At 41.6% G+C, this 19,390-nt stretch carries 19 protein-coding genes; 14 read left to right on the forward strand and 5 right to left on the reverse strand.

From position 1 onward, the window contains the following. Positions 1-115: 115 nt before the first annotated feature. From PSE7429_RS10340 to PSE7429_RS10350, 4 genes are all read left to right on the forward strand, one after another. Positions 116-1,525: a DNA phosphorothioation system restriction enzyme gene (locus PSE7429_RS10340; protein ID WP_052017687.1), complete on the forward strand. Its 1,410-nt coding sequence runs from the start codon at positions 116-118 to the stop codon at positions 1,523-1,525. Positions 1,526-1,619: 94 nt separating this feature from the next. Beyond that, positions 1,620-1,793 (forward strand): hypothetical protein, encoded by a 174-nt coding sequence (locus PSE7429_RS26635; RefSeq protein ID WP_009627112.1) that lies wholly within the window; start codon positions 1,620-1,622, stop codon positions 1,791-1,793. Then, positions 1,790-3,865 carry an AAA family ATPase gene (locus PSE7429_RS10345; RefSeq protein WP_009627113.1) on the forward strand — a complete coding sequence of 692 codons (2,076 nt, stop codon included), beginning with the start codon at positions 1,790-1,792 and terminating at the stop codon, positions 3,863-3,865. The genes PSE7429_RS26635 and PSE7429_RS10345 overlap by 4 nt, the downstream gene beginning before the upstream one ends. After that, positions 3,858-4,520, forward strand: coding sequence for a Uma2 family endonuclease (locus PSE7429_RS10350; RefSeq protein WP_009627114.1), 663 nt, complete (start codon positions 3,858-3,860; stop codon positions 4,518-4,520). The genes PSE7429_RS10345 and PSE7429_RS10350 overlap by 8 nt, the downstream gene beginning before the upstream one ends. On the opposite strand, the gene PSE7429_RS10355 is transcribed toward PSE7429_RS10350, so the two are convergent. Then, on the reverse strand, positions 4,509-5,141 hold the full coding sequence (locus PSE7429_RS10355) for a hypothetical protein (protein WP_009627115.1): 633 nt from the start codon (positions 5,139-5,141) through the stop codon (positions 4,509-4,511). The genes PSE7429_RS10350 and PSE7429_RS10355 overlap by 12 nt on opposite strands. Positions 5,142-5,180: 39 nt before the next feature. Continuing rightward, a complete protein-coding gene (locus PSE7429_RS10360; RefSeq protein ID WP_009627116.1) occupies positions 5,181-5,402 on the reverse strand; it encodes a hypothetical protein in 222 nt (73 codons plus the stop codon). Between the two features lie 170 nt (positions 5,403-5,572). On the opposite strand from PSE7429_RS10360, the gene PSE7429_RS10365 reads away from it, so the two are divergent. From PSE7429_RS10365 to PSE7429_RS23540, 3 genes are read left to right on the forward strand one after another with little or no spacing between them, the layout of a single operon-like run. Beyond that, a complete protein-coding gene (locus PSE7429_RS10365) occupies positions 5,573-6,043 on the forward strand; it encodes a DNA phosphorothioation-associated protein 4 (protein ID WP_009627117.1) in 471 nt (156 codons plus the stop codon). A 38-nt stretch (positions 6,044-6,081) separates the two neighbouring features. Next, complete coding sequence (locus PSE7429_RS10370) at positions 6,082-6,582, forward strand: hypothetical protein (protein ID WP_009627118.1); 501 nt, start codon at positions 6,082-6,084, stop codon at positions 6,580-6,582. A 2-nt stretch (positions 6,583-6,584) separates the two neighbouring features. Next, a complete protein-coding gene (locus PSE7429_RS23540; RefSeq protein WP_071590138.1) occupies positions 6,585-7,814 on the forward strand; it encodes a DNA sulfur modification protein DndB in 1,230 nt (409 codons plus the stop codon). Between the two features lie 102 nt (positions 7,815-7,916). On the opposite strand, the gene PSE7429_RS10380 is transcribed toward PSE7429_RS23540, so the two are convergent. Further along, positions 7,917-8,249, reverse strand: coding sequence for a XisI protein (locus tag PSE7429_RS10380; protein WP_009627120.1), 333 nt, complete (start codon positions 8,247-8,249; stop codon positions 7,917-7,919). An 88-nt stretch (positions 8,250-8,337) separates the two neighbouring features. On the opposite strand from PSE7429_RS10380, the gene PSE7429_RS10385 reads away from it, so the two are divergent. From PSE7429_RS10385 to dndE, 6 genes are all read left to right on the forward strand, one after another. Then, positions 8,338-9,882 (forward strand): AAA-like domain-containing protein, encoded by a 1,545-nt coding sequence (locus tag PSE7429_RS10385; protein WP_040688159.1) that lies wholly within the window; start codon positions 8,338-8,340, stop codon positions 9,880-9,882. 39 nt (positions 9,883-9,921) lie between these two features. Beyond that, complete coding sequence (locus tag PSE7429_RS10390) at positions 9,922-10,197, forward strand: ribbon-helix-helix protein, CopG family (protein ID WP_009627122.1); 276 nt, start codon at positions 9,922-9,924, stop codon at positions 10,195-10,197. Further along, positions 10,184-10,603: a type II toxin-antitoxin system VapC family toxin gene (locus tag PSE7429_RS10395; RefSeq protein ID WP_009627123.1), complete on the forward strand. Its 420-nt coding sequence runs from the start codon at positions 10,184-10,186 to the stop codon at positions 10,601-10,603. Before PSE7429_RS10390 ends, PSE7429_RS10395 begins: the two co-directional genes overlap by 14 nt. A 108-nt stretch (positions 10,604-10,711) precedes the next feature. Continuing rightward, positions 10,712-12,349, forward strand: a complete 1,638-nt coding sequence (gene dndC / locus PSE7429_RS10400; RefSeq protein ID WP_009627124.1) for a DNA phosphorothioation system sulfurtransferase DndC — start codon at positions 10,712-10,714, stop codon at positions 12,347-12,349. Beyond that, positions 12,346-14,337, forward strand: coding sequence for a DNA sulfur modification protein DndD (gene dndD, locus PSE7429_RS10405; RefSeq protein WP_009627125.1), 1,992 nt, complete (start codon positions 12,346-12,348; stop codon positions 14,335-14,337). Before dndC ends, dndD begins: the two co-directional genes overlap by 4 nt. Positions 14,338-14,402: 65 nt before the next feature. Further along, complete coding sequence (gene dndE, locus PSE7429_RS10410) at positions 14,403-14,795, forward strand: DNA sulfur modification protein DndE (protein WP_009627126.1); 393 nt, start codon at positions 14,403-14,405, stop codon at positions 14,793-14,795. A gap of 376 nt (positions 14,796-15,171) precedes the next feature. Here dndE and PSE7429_RS10415 read toward each other — a convergent pair whose 3' ends face one another. Then, a complete protein-coding gene (locus tag PSE7429_RS10415) occupies positions 15,172-17,250 on the reverse strand; it encodes a DNA phosphorothioation-associated putative methyltransferase (RefSeq protein WP_009627127.1) in 2,079 nt (692 codons plus the stop codon). Between the two features lie 55 nt (positions 17,251-17,305). Beyond that, the gene (locus tag PSE7429_RS10420; RefSeq protein WP_009627128.1) at positions 17,306-18,463 is read right to left on the reverse strand and encodes a 3-deoxy-7-phosphoheptulonate synthase; all 1,158 of its coding nucleotides are present in this window, start codon (positions 18,461-18,463) and stop codon (positions 17,306-17,308) included. A 247-nt stretch (positions 18,464-18,710) separates the two neighbouring features. On the opposite strand from PSE7429_RS10420, the gene PSE7429_RS10425 reads away from it, so the two are divergent. Beyond that, the gene (locus PSE7429_RS10425; protein WP_009627129.1) at positions 18,711-19,208 is read left to right on the forward strand and encodes a DUF1648 domain-containing protein; all 498 of its coding nucleotides are present in this window, start codon (positions 18,711-18,713) and stop codon (positions 19,206-19,208) included. Positions 19,209-19,390: the final 182 nt, after the last annotated feature.

Raw genomic sequence — 19,390 nt, forward strand, 5'->3', positions numbered from 1 at the left:
TTTTTACGAATATGTGTTGAACCACACTTTGGACATTTCATTGTTTTTCATTGCTAAAACTCGTTATCTTTTATTTACTCATTCATCTCTCATTTGTGCAACGCCAACGGCGGTAATGTCCGAAACTAGGCAAGAATACCAGTCCATAACCATAAATCAAGATCTTGGTATGCCAGTATTACCTTTTAATCTAGAACTGCGGGAATATCAAAAACAGGCGATCGCCAATTGGTTTAAAAATAATGGGCGCGGCACACTGAAAATGGCAACGGGTAGCGGTAAGACGATTACGGCGCTGGCGATCGCTACTGAACTTTATCAAAAGATTGGTTTGCAGGTTTTACTGATCGTTTGTCCCTATCGACATCTGGTAATCCAATGGTCAAGGGAATGTCAAAAGTTTGGGCTGGAGCCAATCCTTGCTTTTGAAAATGTTCATAACTGGCAAGATCGTTTATCCAACCAACTTTATAACGTGCGATCGGGAAATCAGAAATTTTTGACCATAATCACTACAAATGCAACGCTGATTGGTCAGGGATTACAGTCGCAGTTGCGATATCTTCCTGAGAGAACTTTAATTATTGGAGATGAGGCGCATAACTTAGGTGCAAAACGTTTAGTGGAGAGTTTGCCGCGTAATGTGGGACTAAGGCTAGCTTTATCAGCAACTCCAGAACGCTATTTTGATGAGGATGGAACAGAAGCCATATTTGCGTATTTTGGTGCAGTCATCCAGCCAGAATTTACGCTAGCGGATGCAATCAAAGCAGGAGCGCTCGTACATTATCTCTACTACCCGATTTTAGTAGAACTGACAGATTCTGAGACTGATAAATATGTTGACCTGACGAAAAAGATTGGTAGGGCGATCGCTTTTGATGGCGATCGTGATGATAACGAGATGGCAGCGGCTTTATTAATGCAACGGGCTAGGTTATTGGGATCTGCTGCTAACAAGTTAGTTGCTTTGCGAGAGTTAATGCAGCAACGTCTGGATACAACACATACCTTGATTTATTGCGGTGATGGCTCGGCTGAGGATCAAGTTACTGAAGAAAGTACGAGGCAGTTGGATGCGGTGGCACAGTTGCTGGGATCTGAATTGGGATATCGGGTTAATACATATACTGCTGAGACATCTTTAGAAGACCGCGAGAATTTACGACTTTTATTTGAATCTGGTGAATTACAGGGACTGGTGGCGATTCGCTGTTTAGATGAAGGTGTGGATATTCCCGCCATCCAAACGGCAATTATGCTGGCAAGCAGCAGCAATCCCCGTCAATTTATTCAGCGTCGAGGTAGGATTTTGCGATCGCACCCTCATAAAAAACGCGCAACTTTGTTTGACATGATTGTGTTACCTCCTGATTTGGGGCGTGAGACTTTGGATGTGGAGCGAAATTTACTCAGAAAGGAGCTACTCCGTTTTGTCGAATTTGCCAATCTGGCGGATAACGGTGGGGAGGCAAGGTTAAAACTACTGGACTTGCAGCAACGCTATGGGTTAATGGATTTATAGCCTTTCGTGAATTGGGCTTAAAGAAAAAATCAGAGATCTGGTGAATCTAAGAGATATTTAAGATAAAATCAATAAACCTATGGGGTGATTGTCCATGAGCAAAATCCAAAGTCTAAGTAACATTGACGAGCCATTTAAAAACGCTCCACCTGAAATTCAGCGAATTGTTACTCAAGTAATCAAAATAGAAAAAGATCGGCTCGATAAAAATGAATTGGGGCGGATCAATGAAGATATTCTCAAAATTGTTAAGGAAGCTGTGCAATGAAGCTGATCTCTATCAAGCTGTTTAATTTTCGCTGTTTTTATCAACAAACACCTGAGATCGTATTGGCAAAACTGGACGATCGCAATATTACGATCTTGCATGGCAACAATGGTACTGGCAAAACCTCTTTACTCAATGCTTTTACATGGATACTATACGAAAAGTTCACTTCAGCCTTTGCCGATCCAGAGCAGCTTGTCAATCGTCAAGCGATCGCCGAATCACAATTAAATCAGCCTGTAGAATGCTGGGCTGAGGTTTTATTTGAACATGATGGTAAGCGCTATCGAGTGAAGCGGCTAACCCGTGCCTATAAACTCGTTAATAATAGCGATAAAAATATTCAATACAACAAAAGTGAGTTGTTTTTACAGGTGGCGGGGGATGATGGGAAATGGGTTATTCAAAATCATCCTGAAGCGGTGATCAATGGTATTTTACCGAAGAGTTTGCATCAATACTTCTTTTTTGATGGTGAGCGGATCGAGCAGATTGTGCGATCGGATAATCGCAATGAGGTTGCGGAAGCAACCAAAAAACTTTTGGGGGTACAGGTTTTAGACAATGCGATTAAACACCTTAAGGAAGCAAGAAAGTCCCTTGAGGATGAACTTAAGAGCATTGGTGATGCCCAAACCAAAACCTTGATTTCTCAAAAGCAAAAGATAGAGAGTGATAGTACTGAATGTGAATTGAGAATCAAAGAAATTGAGCAGGAAGTTGAAGCTCAAAACCAACTAAAAGCATCTTGCAATCAACGCTTGACAGAATTAGGTGGTATTGATGAAATCCAAAAACGGCGTGAGAATCTTGAGTTGCAAGAGCAAGAAACCCGTAGTAATTTGCGGAGTTTAAAAAATGAACTTAAGGAGGCGATTTCTAAACAGGGTTATAGTGTCTTCTTGCCTCAGGCGATCGCTGATTTTCGGGAACTAGTTGGTGGACTCCACGAGCGCGGCGAACTGCCTGCGGATATTAAACAGACCTTTGTGATAGATCTCTTGGAAAGACGCAAATGTATCTGTGGTGCTGCTTTGCATGATGGTTCTCCTAACTATGAGCAGGTTAGATCTTGGCTAGAAAAAGCTGGGTTAGCAGATGTAGAAACCGCAACCTTAAAATTAGAAGGTTTTGTTGATGAGGTGGAGAAACAAGCCGCAGATTTTTGGCAGAGCATTGATACGAAACAAGTAAGTATCAGTCATATTAAAACCACTCTTTCGCGCCTTGAATTAGACCTAGAATCAATCAGCGAACAGCTTCGCAAGAGCCCAGTTGAGGATATTCGACAAATGCAATCTCGTCTTGATGAGATCGATCGCAAGGTTGAGGACTTAAATTTAGAGAGGGGTCGGAGGCTTCAGAAATGGACGGATTATCAAGGACAAATTGAAGTTCTTCAGAAGCAAATTAAGAGCAGTAAGCAAAATGAAGATAAACAAAAGCTTGCCCAAAAACGTATTGATGCAGCGCAACAGGCGATCGATTTACTAATTGAGTTAAAAACTAATCGCAATGAGCTATTTCGCAAGCAATTGGAGACTCGAATTTGTGAGATCTTTAGCCAGATCTCATTCAAAGCACAAACACCGAGACTCAGTGAAAAATATGAATTGAGCTTAGTGGAAACTGTTGCTGGGCAAGAGGTACAGTCGGGTGCTTCGACAGGCGAGAATCAAATACTCAGTTTATCTTTTATCGGGAGCATCATCGATCGCGTGAGGGAATGGAGCAAGTCTGGTTTGGTGATGGGACCCGATAGCAGTACTTTCCCGATCGTGATGGATTCACCCTTTGGCAGTCTCGATGAAATCTATCGTCGGCAGGTGGCGAGGTTAATTCCGCAATTGGCAAATCAGCTTGTGGTGATGGTTTCTAAAACCCAGTGGAGGGTTGAAGTTGCCGAAGAAATGACTCCTCTCGTGGGTAAAGAATATGTGTTTGTATTCAACTCTAATAAGCCTGACACTCAAACCGATGACATCGTTCTCTATGGCAAGAGCTATCCATTGGTGCGAAAAAGTGCCTATGATTATGAATATACCGAAGTCTTGGAGGTGAATCATGGTTAATACAACTACGGCTCCTAAAGCAGAGATTATCAGCGATCGCTGGGTTAAGGCGACTTGGGATGAGTTTATGGCGCTTGCTGACGATCCTAGTTTAGAAAAAGGCAGGTTTTATTATGATAATCACAAGATGAGGATTGAGATGTCACCAGTTGGACCAATTCACGCCCATGAAAATGCAATTGTTTCTAAGGTAATTGGAATATTTGCAGCACTTAAGAATATTTGTATCTATGAGTATATAAATTGTAGCTTTAGGAAAAAGGGTGAGAGTGAATGTCAGCCAGATATTGCCTTTTATCTAGGGGCTGACTTGAAGTTGCCGCCTCGCAATAATGCGCCTGTGGATCTCAATAAATTTGATCTGCCAACGCTGATTGTGGAAATCTCTTCAACAACATTGCAAGACGATTTGGGGTACAAGCGCTTATTGTATGAGCGTTTAGGGGTTAAGGAATATTGGGTGGTGAATGCTCAAACTTCTGAGGTGTTTGCTTTTACGATCGCTGATGGACGTAGTGGTATAGTTGAGCGATCGCAGGTTCTTGAAGGTTTGGAAATTGCTACGGTACAAGAGGCACTTAAACGCAGTCAAACTGAAGATGATGGCGCGATCGCTAGATGGCTATTGCAGACTTTTACGGTCTTACCTACCTAGATTCTGTTCACATTCTCGAAATATTGATTGTAGAAGTCCTAATACTCTTTCTAAATCTCCTGTGGCATGGGGCATGGTTTCATAGACAGCACCAGCGATCTGTAGTTTGTAGGCTTTCCATGTATCACCGTTTGTGACGATCCCGAATACATCTATTTGCTTACCAATTTGATTATTTCGCCATTGACAGGCTTGCATTTCTACTAAACATTGCGCTAATCCCTGCTCAAAGTCATCTTTTTTTGCTTCGACAATGCAAAGAAATGGCGCTTCTAAATAGGCTTTGCGTTCGGCAATGAGATAGTCGGCTGCACCTGTAGCAACATCTGAAGATAGAGCCGCACCCTTCCAGATTTTGAGATGTTCAAAGCTAATAATTGCTTCTTCACAAATTGCGTCGATAACTAGCTTTTTCGATTCTTCATAGTTTTGCAGATCGAAGCATTGTTCTAATCGTTTGAGACGAATTTGCAGAAAGTCACTGGGCGGACAAGATTGAATATCAATATGCCATCTCTGTAATTCATCTATGTTTAGCAGTTTAAACGCTTCAGCATAGCGAAAATGCGAAAATCCTTTTTTCTTTTCAGCTTTGATGTTTTTAGTTTTTGTTGTTAGCATAGTTGTAAAATGCTGATTAAAGATAGAACAAATAAGTATTCAAATTGATGGAAGTTTAGCAATCTCAAAAACTCTTTGAAGTCTAGAGGTATTTGGATCATAGCCGTACATTACTTGACGTAGATATTCTAGGGCAATTAATCGCTCTTTTGGACTTTTCAGAAGCCAATATGCACGATCTTCGTTGTCTTCATCATTTAAGTTCGCAATACTGAGCGTAGATAGATTAAATTTAAAATTTTCAGAGTTAATGCTGCTCATTTAAATTGATTTTAAGAAATAATATATTCAGGTAAAATATATAAAGATTATAACGCACTGTAAAAGATGATCGCTTGTTGATGATGGCTAGTTTGATGGTGACTGAAGTTAATGAATTGATCGCTTGTGTGTAAGATGTTTTTAGATTGGGTATTGAGGAATAAGTAAGAATGGCTGATGCAAGGGTAAAGATTGCGAAGGATAAGGCGGAGTTGGTGAAGTCTTTGAGGGCTGAGGGGGCGGATGATACGACTAAGCCATTTCAAACTTATGCGGAGGTTTTGGTATTTGCGGCAGCTTTGGGGGCAAAGCGCGATCGCCGTGAGCCTTTTGGTGAATTCTCGAAAAAAGACCCAGATCCAATCCCGTATGATGTTTTTAGAAAATATGATAAAGTGGTGAAACTTTTAGCTGTAGTTGCAACTAAAAACCCTAGGGTGCTTGCTGACAACGATGAGGCTGAGGAGTCACGGATCAAGATTTTTGAGGAGTATGCTAATGCTGGTTTAGAGATAATGGATAGTGCTTTGGCAGGATCTGTTGATCATTTAGAGAGAATATTATTGTTCTTATCTGAAAGCAAGGAAATCGACAAACAAGCATCCAGTGAATTTGATCTAAGGTCTTTTTTAGACTTTTAACAACTTTAGACTTTTAACAACTCCTAACAATTGATGTAATGCCTATAGATTTTGCTGCAAGAAGAGATTCTGTTAATACGCTTAGTCAGTTTAACGTAAAACGTTTTATACTCTCGCCTGAGAATTGGAGAAACTACCCGAACCGCACAAACTTAAATTGGAACAAAATCCAGTTTTTACCTGAAAATGCAAATCAAATTCCTGACAATCAGAAGGGAATATATTCATTCGTTGTATCTGCTAACATTGCTCAACATCCAGATTGCAGTTATCTCTTTTATGTTGGAAAAACTGTAGATCAAAACTTTAAGGCAAGATATAAGCAATATCTTTATGAAGAAAGAAAGCGTAAACCTAGAATGCATGTATTAGACATGCTGAAATTATGGGAAAATTATTTATGGTTTTGCTACGTGCCAATTGACGACGATGTACTTATCTCTCAATTGGAAGATGATTTAATTGAAGCTTTTTTGCCACCTGTAAATCGACAATTTCCAGTAACTATTAGCGATATCATAACAGGAATATTTAGCTAGATATGTCTAAACAAACTCTTTTCCCAGCTTTAAGATGCAGAATAGCAGATTGGATATACTATGTCACAACAATGAAGTTCCAAGACATATCAGACTGGATTAAAAAAACTGAAGAAGTCCATAGTAATAAAAATCTGTCTGATTTAATACAGCGATCATTAGATGGGAAGCGGACAGACGGTATTAAGAACTATCTGCTATCTCAAGAAAAAGAGCGATTCTTTAATGCAATTGTTGTCGGTGTATACCAAGGTGAGCCTCAATGGGCATCTCTGAGCATATCGTCACCTAAAAATTTTGATTTTGAAATAACTGAAGATCAAGAAATTGATCTGGAAAGAACAATAGGCTTACTAAAGTTGTCAGGAGATGAAAAATTATTTGCCATTGATGGTCAGCATAGAGTCGCAGGTATCAAGAAAGCTCTAGCAGAAGATAAAAGTCTTGCTGACGAGGAAATCGCTGTCATATTTGTCGCTCATGATGAACAGGAGAGAAGCAGAACAAGAAGACTATTCACAACTTTAAACAGCCAAGCAAAAAAAGTAGCTGAGGTTGATATAGTTGCCTTACATGAAGATAATGGATTTGCAATAGTAACTAGAAAGTTGGTTGATGAATTCCACCTGTTGTCTTCAGATCGAGTTGATTTTAGAGCTTCTCCAGCTTTACCTAAAACAGATCGTAAACATCTGACAACTGTGATTGGGTTATATTACTTAGTGCAGGACTCTTATCCAATAAATCTACCAAATGATTATCTAAAAAAAGCTGAATTCAAGGTAAATCGACCCTCCGATGAACTTATCGATAAGGTTTATCATGACAATTGCCTGTATTGGAATCTTCTAGTTGAATTTATTCCAGAATACCAAAATATTTTTTCTAATCCAGAGACTGATGTTAGTGAGTATAGATCAAATGATAATATTCATCTTTTGTTTCTATCAGCAGGTCAGCGATCTTTTACTTCAGCAGCTCAGGTACTAGTAAGTCGTGGAATGTCTCTTCGAGAGGCTGTCAAAGCTTTAAGTCAAGCGAATCTCTGGATTCACTCGCAGGAATGGCATTATATTTTTTGGAATCCATTGCAAAATAGAGTTATTGCTACAAATCGAACTCCAGCAGAAACATTTTTACTGCAACAAGTAGGTCAAGATGGTAGAAATAAAAAAAGTGATCAACGGTTAAAAGAACTAATCAAAAATCGTGATGAATCATTAAATACGTAGACCTTGTGCTGAGGGACATTTAAAATTCCTACGGTTAATTTATTCATTATTTTTGACTGTCAGACCTATATGTTGTCATGACAACAATCTACAATCCTGATTTTAGGCAACTCCATAATCTGTATATGGACGCTTATATGGCGGTTGTAAACCCAACACAATATCTTGCCTTTCCACACCCATAGCAACTAACTCCTCCGCAGGATTTTGATCGGTCAAATTCTGTTGCAGCCAAATCTTGCCATCCTTAATATCAAAATGCATAACACATCGATACACACGATTTAACTCTTGCCAGCCAATATTGAGCCACTGATGATCCCTTTCCACATCAAAAATCAGTTGAACCTCAACCTCATCATCAGACACATCACCACTCACATATCGAGACAATAAACTTTGAACATACTCCCGATATTTACTTACTTTATCCATTTTACGATCTCCTCATTTACAGGATTAGGTTTGCTTAGCCCCTTGCTATATATTGAAAGAGTATATGCCCTGTTAAATAGCTAACATGATGAAGAAATGGTTTAATACCGCAGGTCCTTGTCAAGCAGACATTCACTATATGCTGCCAGCAAGTGATCGCCTGCCTGAATTAGTTGATTTAATCGATCAACGAAATTATTTCGTCATCCATGCCCCAAGGCAGACTGGCAAAACCACAGCCATGATGGCATTAGCGCAGGAGCTAACCGCTAGTGGTCGATATACATCGGTGATGCTATCCCTTGAAGTTGGTGCAGTATTTTCTGACGATGTGGGAGCAGCCGAACTTGCCATTTTAGATGAATGGAAGCAATCAATACGGTTTCGCTTGCCCAAAGAACTTCAACCACAACAATGGTTAGAAGCAGACGCAGGCGCAAGAATTGGTACAAACTTAAGCAACTGGGCTGAACAATCCTCCCGCCCGTTAGTCGTCTTTTTAGATGAAATTGACGCTTTGAGCAATGAAACATTAATTTCTGTATTAAGGCAATTAAGATCGGGTTTCCCAAATCGTCCGCAGGGCTTTCCCCAATCAGTTGCCCTAGTGGGAATGCGCGATGTACGAGATTATAAATATGCATCAGGAGGAAGCGATCGCCTAAATACATCTAGTCCTTTTAATATCAAAGTGCGTTCCTTCACACTTAGTAATTTTAACCTTGAAGAAGTGAGAAATCTCTATAAACAACATACAGCAGCCACAGGACAAATATTTACAGAAGATGCGATTAAATTAGCATTTCATTTGACACAGGGACAGCCTTGGCTTGTCAATGCGATCGCTAAAGAAATCACCGAATACATCGCCAAAGATCCCGCAATTCCAATTACGGTTGAGTTAGTCAACCAAGCTAAAGAAATTCTCATTCAAAGACAGGATACTCACTTAGATAGTCTTGCGGAAAGATTGCGAGATGAACGAGTGAAAGCGATTATCCAGCCAATTTTAGCGGGTCAAGAATTGCCAGATGTACCACAGGATGATGTTCGCTATGTTTTGGATTTAGGGTTATGCAGTAACGAGAATGGATTAGCGATCGCCAATCCCATTTATCAAGAGGTACTGCCCAGAGTGCTTGCCTATGTAACTACGGCTTCTATGGGATACATTCAACCAATTTGGCTAAGTGAACAGGGTGAATTTCTACCTGAACGCTTGTTAGAGGCATTTCTAGAATTTTGGCGACAGCATGGAGAACCATTGTTTAAAAGCACTCCCTATCCAGAGATTGCGCCCCATTTAGTGATGATGGCATTTTTGCATCGGGTGGTCAATGGTAAGGGGACTTTGGAACGCGAATATGCGATCGGTTCGGGAAGGATGGATTTATGTTTGCGCTATGGCAAGGTGACTTTGGGAATGGAGCTAAAAGTATGGCGCGATCGCAAACCAGACCCACTCAATCAAGGCTTAAAACAATTGGATAAATATCTATCGGGCTTGAATTTAGATACGGGCTGGTTAGTGATATTTGATCGCCGTGAGCAGTTACCGATGCTTAGCGATCGGACAACGACTGAGATAGCGATCAGTCCCGCAGGACGAAATATTACCGTGATTAGGGGATAAATGCTTTGCTAAATATGGATTATACTGTCATACAGCGTTATGACAAATAAAGATATGAGAGTTAACGCCCGTCTTGACAGCGATCGCACCAATAAATTTCAGTATATCCGCCAGCGTACCAACCAAGGCACATCGGAAATCATGAAAGCAGCGATCGACCTTTACTATGAAAAACTTCGCCAAGAATCCCCCAAACCACTGCAACTTCTCCAACAAGCAGGGCTGATCGGTTGTGCTGAAGGAGATCCTGACTTATCCGTGAATTACAAGCAATATCTCACCGACAGCCTAAACGAAAAATATGGTCATCGTTGACTCAGGCTTTTGGATTGCATTGATCCATCGCCGCGATGATTATCATGTCCGCGCTCAAAATGTTTTAGCCACCATAGATGAGCCACTCATTACCACATGGTGCATTATCACCGAAACTTGTCATATTCTCCTAAAACGCACAGGAAACAACGCCCAGCAAACATTTATACATAGCCTAGAAATAGGAGCTTTTGAGGTTTTTGATTTACAAGTTCAAGATGGCAAAAGAATTGGTGAACTGATTAATCAATATAGCTCTTTGCCAATGGATCTTGCAGATGCTTCCCTGATTATTCTTGCTGAACACTTGGGGCATGGGCGCATTCTCTCCGTTGATTTTCGTGATTTTTATACCTATCGCTGGAAAAGTCGGCACCCTTTCGAGAACTTGATGCAAATGAACTAGCGAATGTAGAAAAATTGCTACCCTGCGGTTTATTCTTGATCATTTGTAGTCCATTTGGACTACAACAGTAATAGGGATATCCCGAAAAACAAGGCAAATTGATAAACCATGACCGAACCCCAACGCACTGCACCCCAATTAATCGAAGACATCAAAGCGCTGATAATTGAGATCCAGCAGTTGTATTGCCATGACGAAATCCCTTGGATTATTGGCTATTCAGGCGGCAAAGACTCCACCGCCACCCTGCAACTCGTTTGGCAAGCCCTCCAACAACTACCAAGCGATCGCCGCACCAAACAAATTCACGTCATCACCACCGACACCCGTGTCGAAAACCCCATCGTCGCTGCATGGGTTAAGCAATCGATCGCCAATATGCAAGCCGCCGCCACTGAGCAAGGCTTACCAATTTCTGCGAATTTACTAGTACCTGATGTGAAAGACACATTCTGGGTTAACCTCATCGGCAAAGGCTACCCCGCCCCCCGCAACGGCTTTAGATGGTGTACCGAACGCCTCAAAATCAAACCATCCAATCAATTTGTCCAAAACGTCGTCAGGGCAAAAGGGGAAGTAATCATCGTCCTTGGCACACGCAAAGCCGAAAGCTCTAGGCGATCGCGATCGATGAACGATCACGAAATGGGCAGTATTGGCGATCGCATTGGCGACAACAGCCTCACATCCCTGCTTTATAGCGGTAGCCTACCCAACTCATTGATCTATAGCCCCATTGCCGACTGGAGTAATAGCGAAGTATGGCTATACCTCATGCAATATCCCAACCCTTGGGGCAACAGCAATCAAGACCTCTTCACCATGTATCGCGGTGCAACCGCCGACAATGAATGTCCTCTAGTGATCGATAGCAATACGCCTAGCTGTGGTGACTCCCGCTTTGGTTGCTGGGTATGCACCCTCGTCAACAAAGACAAATCGATGGAAGCGATGATCCTCAATGATGACGAAAAAGAATGGATGCAGCCCATGCTAGATCTACGCAATGCCCTCGATAGCCCTGAAGGAGAGAATGATTGGGACAAACGTGACTTTAGGCGCATGAGTGGCAACGTACAGCTATTTACCCACAACAGCGACGGCAAACAAGAAGTCAAACCGATCCCCGGTCCTTATACCAAAAAATGGCGCGAACATTGGCTGAGGGAATTACTCAAAGCACAAACTGAAGCGCGTAAAAATGCACCACCTGAGATGAGAGAAATTGAATTAATTACCCAAGCCGAACTCAGCGAAATTCGGCGAATTTGGCGTGAAGACAAACATGAATTTGACGACGCTCTGCCCCATATTTATCTCGATGTAACGGGCGAAAAATTCCAAGACATTAACAATCCTAACAATCAAAGCCTGTTAGGAGCCGATGAATGGGAGATCCTCGCTCGACTTTGTGGTGACAATGCCATGCACCTTGAACTCACCACCAAACTGCTCAGCGTTGAAAAGCAACATTATGGCAAAATGCGCCGCGTCGGTATCTATGAAGCCCTCGAAAAATGCTTTGAAACCAGTTCGAGATCGCCCGAAGAAGCAATTCAAAACGCCCATCGTTTCAAAAATATAAAAGATGCTGCCGAGAAAGGAGATGCAGATAAAGTGCGTCAACTTGCCCTAGGACAACCAACTAAACCTACCGAATCAGAAGCTGTCGAGAAAGCTAATCCAAAAGCTAATAGTTGGGCATCAATGAAATTTGGCTCCCCAGTTGCAGAGGTAAAGTCTTGATTTTTCGCGAATTAACTCTGCAAAATTTCGGTGCTTACCAAGGAAAGCACACGATCAATCTTTCTATCGATGTCCGTGAAGATCATCCACCAATTGTTCTGCTCGGTGGTTTAAATGGTGGTGGAAAAACGACCTTTATCGATGCCCTTCGCCTTGTTCTATACGGCGCAAAAGCCCAATGCTCGACAAGAGGTAATCTCAGCTATGGCGAATTTCTCTCTCAAAGCGTCAATCGTGAAGCCAAAATCGGCGAAGAAGCTGCGATCGAATTAGTCTTTGAGCAAGCTAGTTCCAATAAATCGGAACTGCGTCAAGCTCCCATCTCCGTCTCCCGTCGCTGGACACAGCAACCTAAAAATGGTCGCGATATTTTAGAAGTTCGTGTCGATGGTTGGAATAATGAAACTCTGACCAACACATGGGATGAATTTATCGAAGAGATCATGCCCATTGGTATTTCGGGTTTATTTCTATTCGACGGCGAACAAGTTCGAGAACTTGCGCTTCAAGACACTCCCACACAAGGAATCGTCGATGCTATTCGTACAATTCTCGGATTAGAACTAGTCGATCGCTTAGAAATTGATTTAGAAGTCTTAGCCAGCAAAAAACGGCGTGAATCATCTGATACAGAAGCCTTTAACAAACTAGCGGAGATTGAGACCCTAATCACGCAGCAATTAGCCGAAATTGAATTAGAAAAAGAGCGTAAAATTCAATTAGAAACTGACTTAGAGATAGCCAAAGTCGCTCTAGCAGATGCTGAGCGTGAATTTATGCGTAAAGGTGGAAAAGCGGCAGGAGACAAGCAAGAGTTAGAACAAAGCTATCAAAGAATCAAAGAAGAAGCCGAGCAGCACAGAAAATCATTGCTAGATTTAGCAGAAACTTGTTTACCTCTGATGTTGATTAAATCACCTCTGCTAGAACAAGCACTCTCCCAAAGTCAAAAAGAGCTGCATTTGCAAAAAGCTAAAGCTGCTCTAGATCTGATCAAAGAACGCGATCGCAAACTATCAGAATTTGTAGATCAGAATTTCCCTAAAAAATACAATCGCTTAGTCCAAGAATTTTTGGAAACCGAACTCGCTCAACTCGAAGATGAATCGCAGCATGGAGAAATATGGCTTGGTAGCGATCTTAATCTAATGAACTCACTCTCAAATCTTTTAGAGCACAATTTACCTAAAACCTTTGCTCTAGCTAATATCACAGTGCAAAAATTAAAATCTTGTGATCGCGAAAGCTCTCAAATCCAAAAAGTGATTGCTTCTGCGGCAAGTCCAGAAATCTATCAACAACTATTGCAGAAGAGAGAAGCAGCTATATCAGTTTGTGAGTCCTTTGCGAATGAGCTAGATGACTCTCAACGTAACTTAGCTCTACTCGAACGCAAGTTGATCTCTAGTAAAAGAGAACTAGAAAACTATGGAACAACCATAGTCGCAAGAAGCAATTTAGAATTTTTCTTCCAGTCTGTTGTTAAAGTGCAAGCAACTATGGATGCCTTTAGAAAGGAACTCACAGCCCATAAAATTGCCCAATTGGAAAATAGCGTCACTGAATGCTTTCTCCATCTTCTACACAAATCTCGCCTTGTGCATCGTATCACGATCGCTCCCGATACCTTTCGCCTAGAGTTATACAACGCTGAAGGTAAATCTATCCGTAAACATCGCCTTTCCGCAGGTGAAAAACAAATGCTAGCGATCGCCTTCCTCTGGGGATTAGCCCGTGTCTCAGGTTGTCAGTTACCCGTTGTCATTGATACACCGCTCGGTCGTCTGGACTCATCCCATCGTTTAAATCTTCTTGATCGCTATTTCCCCAATGCTAGCCAACAAGTGATCCTACTCTCAACTGATACCGAAATCGGCAAAGAAGAGGTAACTCGTCTACGTCAAAATCAACTAATCGCCCACGAATATATCCTAGACTACGACGAATCAATTAATCGTACGTCCGTGCGATCGGGTTATTTCTGGTAATATTTGTGCCGCGCAAAGCGTGGCACAAATATTACTAAAATCTTTTTTATTTAAGTGATTAATCTATGGAACCCCCTATTGAACGCATTCGACTCTCCAAAAATGCTAGGGAGCAATTGCTTAAACTAAAACGTGCTACCCATATTGAAAATTGGAACATTCTTTGTCGTTGGGCACTATGCAAATCTTTAGCAGAGCCTACTCCCCCCTCAATTATTAGCATCGTTACTGACAGTAACATAGAGATGACTTGGCAAGTTTTCGCTGGTAACTTATCAGATATTTTCATAGTTGCTCTAAAACAGCGCTGTCATAATGATGGACTAGAAACTGATAAAGAGACCCTTGCTACACAATTTCGTCTTCATCTCCATCGTGGTATTGGCTACTTATCAGGCGATCCCCATGTTAGAAAGATTGAAGACTTAATTCTTCTTCCCAGCAAGGTTGAGAATTAGCCCTTCCTTCGACCAAAAATGCTACTGCTTATTCTATCAAAATAGATTTTATACCAAAGCTTAAAATGGCTAAGCCATTTTGAGCTTTAAAAAACCTTACTGGGTTTGGTTTTTAATTCACAAAAGTGTTGTCACACTTTCGTGAATTGGTATTAATAAGTAGTTCAGCATAATTATAGCTACCGTCTACTGTATCAGGACATAAACCCCAAAAGAGGGTTGCCGTGCTCCACGCAGCAACCCTCTTTTAGGGTTTATGTCCTAGCAAGACTGGCGTTGGTTTTTATAGCTATCTTCGATCAAAAGAACCACAAGAAACTTTTTAAAAATTTCTTGGTTTGGATTTGAGCGCAAAACTCTGTAAGTTTACTCATGCTTAGCTACTTATCAATTTCTTAGCCTTAATCTTAGATTTCAGCAGCTTAATTATTTCTGAATCTGTGTCTTTGCGCCAAGTAAGACGATGCCCTTGAAGTTCCGCACAAGATTCTTTTAATTTTGCTTGCCAGCCTAGCCAATATGAGATGTTTTTCAGATCTTCTAACAATCCCCAACTTTCTTCCTGTTTAGTTAATTTAGCAAACTTCTCATACTGAGGATAGTCAGGAAGGACATAGGCATCTTTGCAATGAATTACAGGTGGGTTATCAGAGTTGTGATAGTCACGATAGCGAACCTGTAAATCTCTTAGGTCAATTTGCATGGAGCCCTGTATTTTCGGATGGGGATCTCGATCAAATTCGGGGCAAAAAAGATAGCTGATTTTGGGTTTATGAAGATGGAATTTAATTAAAGTGGCTCCATCCATTCTGCCAATGGTACGGCTAGCACATCCTTCATAGAGTCTAAGCATTGTGTCGAGATGTTCTAAAGCCGATATATGAACATAAAGGGCTTGCTGATCTAGTCGCCCAATTTTGCTGTTTTGGCAACAGGTAGCGATGAAACTTTCCCGACCTAGATTAAATAACATCAAGTCAGCAGTGGTACTTGCCCCTTGGTAAGATCCGAATAGGGATTTGATATCGGTTTGATATTGTTGGGAAAGTTGGCTTAATTTGAGTCGTTTGTAGGGATTATCAAAATTGCTGAGGGCTAGGAATACTAAAATATCTTGGCGGCGCTTATCAGCGATCGCATCCCATTCATCTTGATTTGTGGCGCTTACAATCAAGTTAAAGGCGCGGCGTACCGTCCCAAATTCCGTCAGTAATAGCTCAAATTTTTGTAATTCTTCTCCAACGGGTAACCTGCCTCGCTCAGTAAAGAAATCCATCAATGGAGTAAGTAATTCGCGATAGTCTTCAAAGCGTTTGGATACAAGTCTGATTCTGGGTGTAGTAGCTCTCGAACGAAAACGTGATGCTCTGAAGCTTTGCGCTTGCATTTCGTCACGAAATACAAAATAAATGCCGAGAGCGACAGGCACAGAATCTACGCTTAATACTTGATCGATATAGAGTTTGAGTTCTTCTTGTTCGTAATACTTCTGGAAAGTGTTACGGCTACTCACAACACCGTCACTGTAGGCGATTTGTCCTTTGCCCACATCACCGATTAAAACCTGTGCCGAGACAATTAAAACTTTTTGCGTTAATTCCCATGCTTTGATGAGGGCTTCTCGTCTTTCGATCTGTGATTCGATGACGTTGATGATATAGCCGAAGTTCACGATTTCGGCGCTAGTGCGATCGCTCTGTGGTCGATAGTATGGGTCCCAACCAGCACTGGTGAAACCGCGATCGCTAATTCTTTTGATATCCTCACCATGACCACAGCCATAGTCAAAGAAGGTTGCACCTTCTGTAAAGAGTCCTGCTTCTAGGGCAAGGCGAACGGGCTTAGATAGATCGGGGCGATGAATAGCAGCTTTATGGCGATCAATTTTGATACCTTCTTTGAGACCATCACCCCTAGTCCCTATCTGAGGTGGCGAGGAGATAACTTGATGCTCTTTCAGTTCGACATGGTATTCCTGTAAACGTTGTTCCCATCCTTTGCGAGTGCCGATGATGCGCGTCTCATGAAATAGCCCAATTACTTCTTCTTGTTTGGTTAATTGGGCAAATAGTTGATAGTTGGGATAATCTAGGTTGACAAAGGTTTCTTTGCGATGCAGGATCGGGGGATTAGGTGAGTTTTGATAGTCACGATGTTGGACTGTTTGAGCTTTTAGGTCAACTTGAATGCTGTGATGTAATGCGGGATGAGGATCTGTATCAAAGTCTGGATAGAAGAGGTAGGAGATTTTAGGTTGTTCGTAATTGAATTTGATGATGGTGAATTGGCTTTCTTTTGAAAGTAGCGATCTAGCTTGGAGATCGCTTTCTTGTAGCTGTGGGGAGAGATAGGCGATCGCGGAGATATGTATATAAAGCGCATTAGGTAACTTTTTGCCAATAGGACTCTGCTGGCATAGATCTCTGATTGGGCTATGGGCAGACTCTCTAATCATTGCAACAAGTGCTAAAGGACGGCAGCAAAAAGCGCCCAATGGGCGCTTTTTGCAGTTAAAAACGACCTGCTCTAACAGCCTGAGCGAGATCGGTTAAAACCTCGACAGTTGTCTCGAAATTAATACAACCATCGGTAATACTCTTGCCATATTCCAACTTCGCCAAGTCTTTCAAAGGTTGCTTACCACGATTGAGATGGCTTTCGAGCATAATCCCCACAATGTATTCAGACCCATTACGCACCTGCTCGCTAATGTCTTGCAGTACGATCGGTTGATTTTTGTAATCTTGTCCGCTGTTATCGTGGCTGCAATCAACCATCATGTAGGGTTGCAACTGGCGATCGCTTAAGCGATTAGCGATCGCATCTACATGAGCCTTGTCATAGTTGGGACCTTGTTTGCCTCCACGCAGGACGATATGCCCATCGGGGTTACCTGAAGTGGTGATAATACTCGCTAAACCCTCATTGCTAACTCCGAGAAAGCGATGGGGTTGCCGTGCTGACAGCATCGCATTAATAGCAACATCAATGCTGCCATCTGTCCCATTTTTAAAACCAACAGGCATCGACAGCCCAGAAGACATCTCGCGGTGAGTTTGACTCTCGGTAGTTCTTGCCCCAATCGCCGTCCAAGAAATTAGATCCGCTAGGTACTGAGGTATGATCGGATCGAGCAATTCCGTTGCACAAGGCAAGCCCAATTTCGCCACATCTATCAATAGCCCCCTTGCCATGCGGATCCCGTAATTAATATCAAAGGTCCCGTTAAGATGGGGGTCGTTGATCAATCCTTTCCAGCCAATTGTGGTGCGTGGCTTCTCGAAATAAACCCGCATCACGATTTCAAGGGCATCGCTGACCTCATCGCGGAATTTAGCTAATTTTTCGGCATATTCGCGGGCAGCTTTAACATCATGAATCGAGCAGGGACCAACTACCACAAGTAAGCGGCGATCGCTACCATTTAAAATATTGCGAATTCTAGCCCTTGCCTCGGAAACAACTTTAGCGATCGCGGTGGTAATGGGTAACTCGGTTTTAACTGCCACGGGTGCTAGCAATGGACAAGTTTCGACCACATGTAGATCACTAGTCTTAATTTGATCTAAGCCTCGATCTGAATTTTGATTTAAATTGGCATCTACTACTGATACTACTTGACCAGAAATATTTGCGATTTCAGTTGGGGACACGCCTTTTAACTCCATATAAGTATCTACTTATACTTTAGCCTCCCGATGGGGTTAACGTATCCCATAAATGGATTTTTGTTACAACTATCTGCAAAAAATATCTTTATTTGTAGTTTGCTTAGATAATTTTAAGTAGCTAAGCGTAATTAAAAAAACAGAACTAAAACCCATAGCGCACGCACATCGTGCGCCATAGTTTTTTGGGGTTTTATGCTTAATTGCGATCAGCTACTTAGTAAATATACTTAAGGAGCATACAGTGATGAAACTACCGTTGTATATAGTTCTGTTTTTATTTGGATTAGCGATCGCCCAAAGTATCTACTTCTATCCATTACTCCCAGATATCGTGGGCTCTCATTTCGATGCCGCAGGAAAAGTCAACGGAACCTCTTCCAAGTTTATTTACTTTATTCTGTACTTTGTCACCTTGGCAATTACCAGTTCCTTTGCGCTGGGTTTTCCTTTACTCCTCCAGCACTTGCCAACTTCATTAATTAACTTGCCCTATCGTGAATATTGGCTATCATCCGATCACCTCGAAGAGACATTAAGTTTTTTCAAAATACATTTTTCTTGGTTTGGAGTTGGAACGACATTACTCATAATTGCCATTTTTCATCTGACGTTTTTAGCTAATCTCAGTCCAAACAAAGATTTCAATATCACTATACCATTTTGGGCTTTATTAGGTGCTTTTACACTATTTGTGATCTGGTGGACAGTGATACTAATAAGGCGTTTCCCTCAGCCGTCATAATCAACAAAGACTCCAAGTATTCTTCAAGTCTTTATTTCCCTTTTCTTAATCTGCGATCGCTTAAGTCTCAAGATTAATATAGGCGATCGTGTTGGGAGCATCTCACTAATGCAATGAGTATTTCTACTTATAGATGACATATGAGAAAATGAATAAAAAATGAGGTTAAAAAGATGACACCC

Origin of the sequence: Pseudanabaena biceps PCC 7429, from assembly GCF_000332215.1 — a bacterium.
In the GTDB taxonomy this organism is placed as follows: domain Bacteria; phylum Cyanobacteriota; class Cyanobacteriia; order Pseudanabaenales; family Pseudanabaenaceae; genus Pseudanabaena; species Pseudanabaena biceps.

Bases quoted from the DNA above. Each gene is read 5' to 3' on its own strand.
- PSE7429_RS10340 (WP_052017687.1), top strand. From the start codon at position 116: ATGTCCGAAACTAGGCAAGAATACCAGTCCATAACCATAAATCAAGAT.
- PSE7429_RS26635 (WP_009627112.1), top strand. From the start codon at position 1,620: ATGAGCAAAATCCAAAGTCTAAGTAACATTGACGAGCCATTTAAAAAC.
- PSE7429_RS10345 (WP_009627113.1), top strand. From the start codon at position 1,790: ATGAAGCTGATCTCTATCAAGCTGTTTAATTTTCGCTGTTTTTATCAA.
- PSE7429_RS10350 (WP_009627114.1), top strand. From the start codon at position 3,858: ATGGTTAATACAACTACGGCTCCTAAAGCAGAGATTATCAGCGATCGC.
- PSE7429_RS10355 (WP_009627115.1), bottom strand. From the start codon at position 5,141: ATGCTAACAACAAAAACTAAAAACATCAAAGCTGAAAAGAAAAAAGGA.
- PSE7429_RS10360 (WP_009627116.1), bottom strand. From the start codon at position 5,402: ATGAGCAGCATTAACTCTGAAAATTTTAAATTTAATCTATCTACGCTC.
- PSE7429_RS10365 (WP_009627117.1), top strand. From the start codon at position 5,573: ATGGCTGATGCAAGGGTAAAGATTGCGAAGGATAAGGCGGAGTTGGTG.
- PSE7429_RS10370 (WP_009627118.1), top strand. From the start codon at position 6,082: ATGCCTATAGATTTTGCTGCAAGAAGAGATTCTGTTAATACGCTTAGT.
- PSE7429_RS23540 (WP_071590138.1), top strand. From the start codon at position 6,585: ATGTCTAAACAAACTCTTTTCCCAGCTTTAAGATGCAGAATAGCAGAT.
- PSE7429_RS10380 (WP_009627120.1), bottom strand. From the start codon at position 8,249: ATGGATAAAGTAAGTAAATATCGGGAGTATGTTCAAAGTTTATTGTCT.
- PSE7429_RS10385 (WP_040688159.1), top strand. From the start codon at position 8,338: ATGAAGAAATGGTTTAATACCGCAGGTCCTTGTCAAGCAGACATTCAC.
- PSE7429_RS10390 (WP_009627122.1), top strand. From the start codon at position 9,922: ATGACAAATAAAGATATGAGAGTTAACGCCCGTCTTGACAGCGATCGC.
- PSE7429_RS10395 (WP_009627123.1), top strand. From the start codon at position 10,184: ATGGTCATCGTTGACTCAGGCTTTTGGATTGCATTGATCCATCGCCGC.
- dndC (WP_009627124.1), top strand. From the start codon at position 10,712: ATGACCGAACCCCAACGCACTGCACCCCAATTAATCGAAGACATCAAA.
- dndE (WP_009627126.1), top strand. From the start codon at position 14,403: ATGGAACCCCCTATTGAACGCATTCGACTCTCCAAAAATGCTAGGGAG.
- PSE7429_RS10415 (WP_009627127.1), bottom strand. From the start codon at position 17,250: ATGATTAGAGAGTCTGCCCATAGCCCAATCAGAGATCTATGCCAGCAG.
- PSE7429_RS10420 (WP_009627128.1), bottom strand. From the start codon at position 18,463: ATGGAGTTAAAAGGCGTGTCCCCAACTGAAATCGCAAATATTTCTGGT.
- PSE7429_RS10425 (WP_009627129.1), top strand. From the start codon at position 18,711: ATGAAACTACCGTTGTATATAGTTCTGTTTTTATTTGGATTAGCGATC.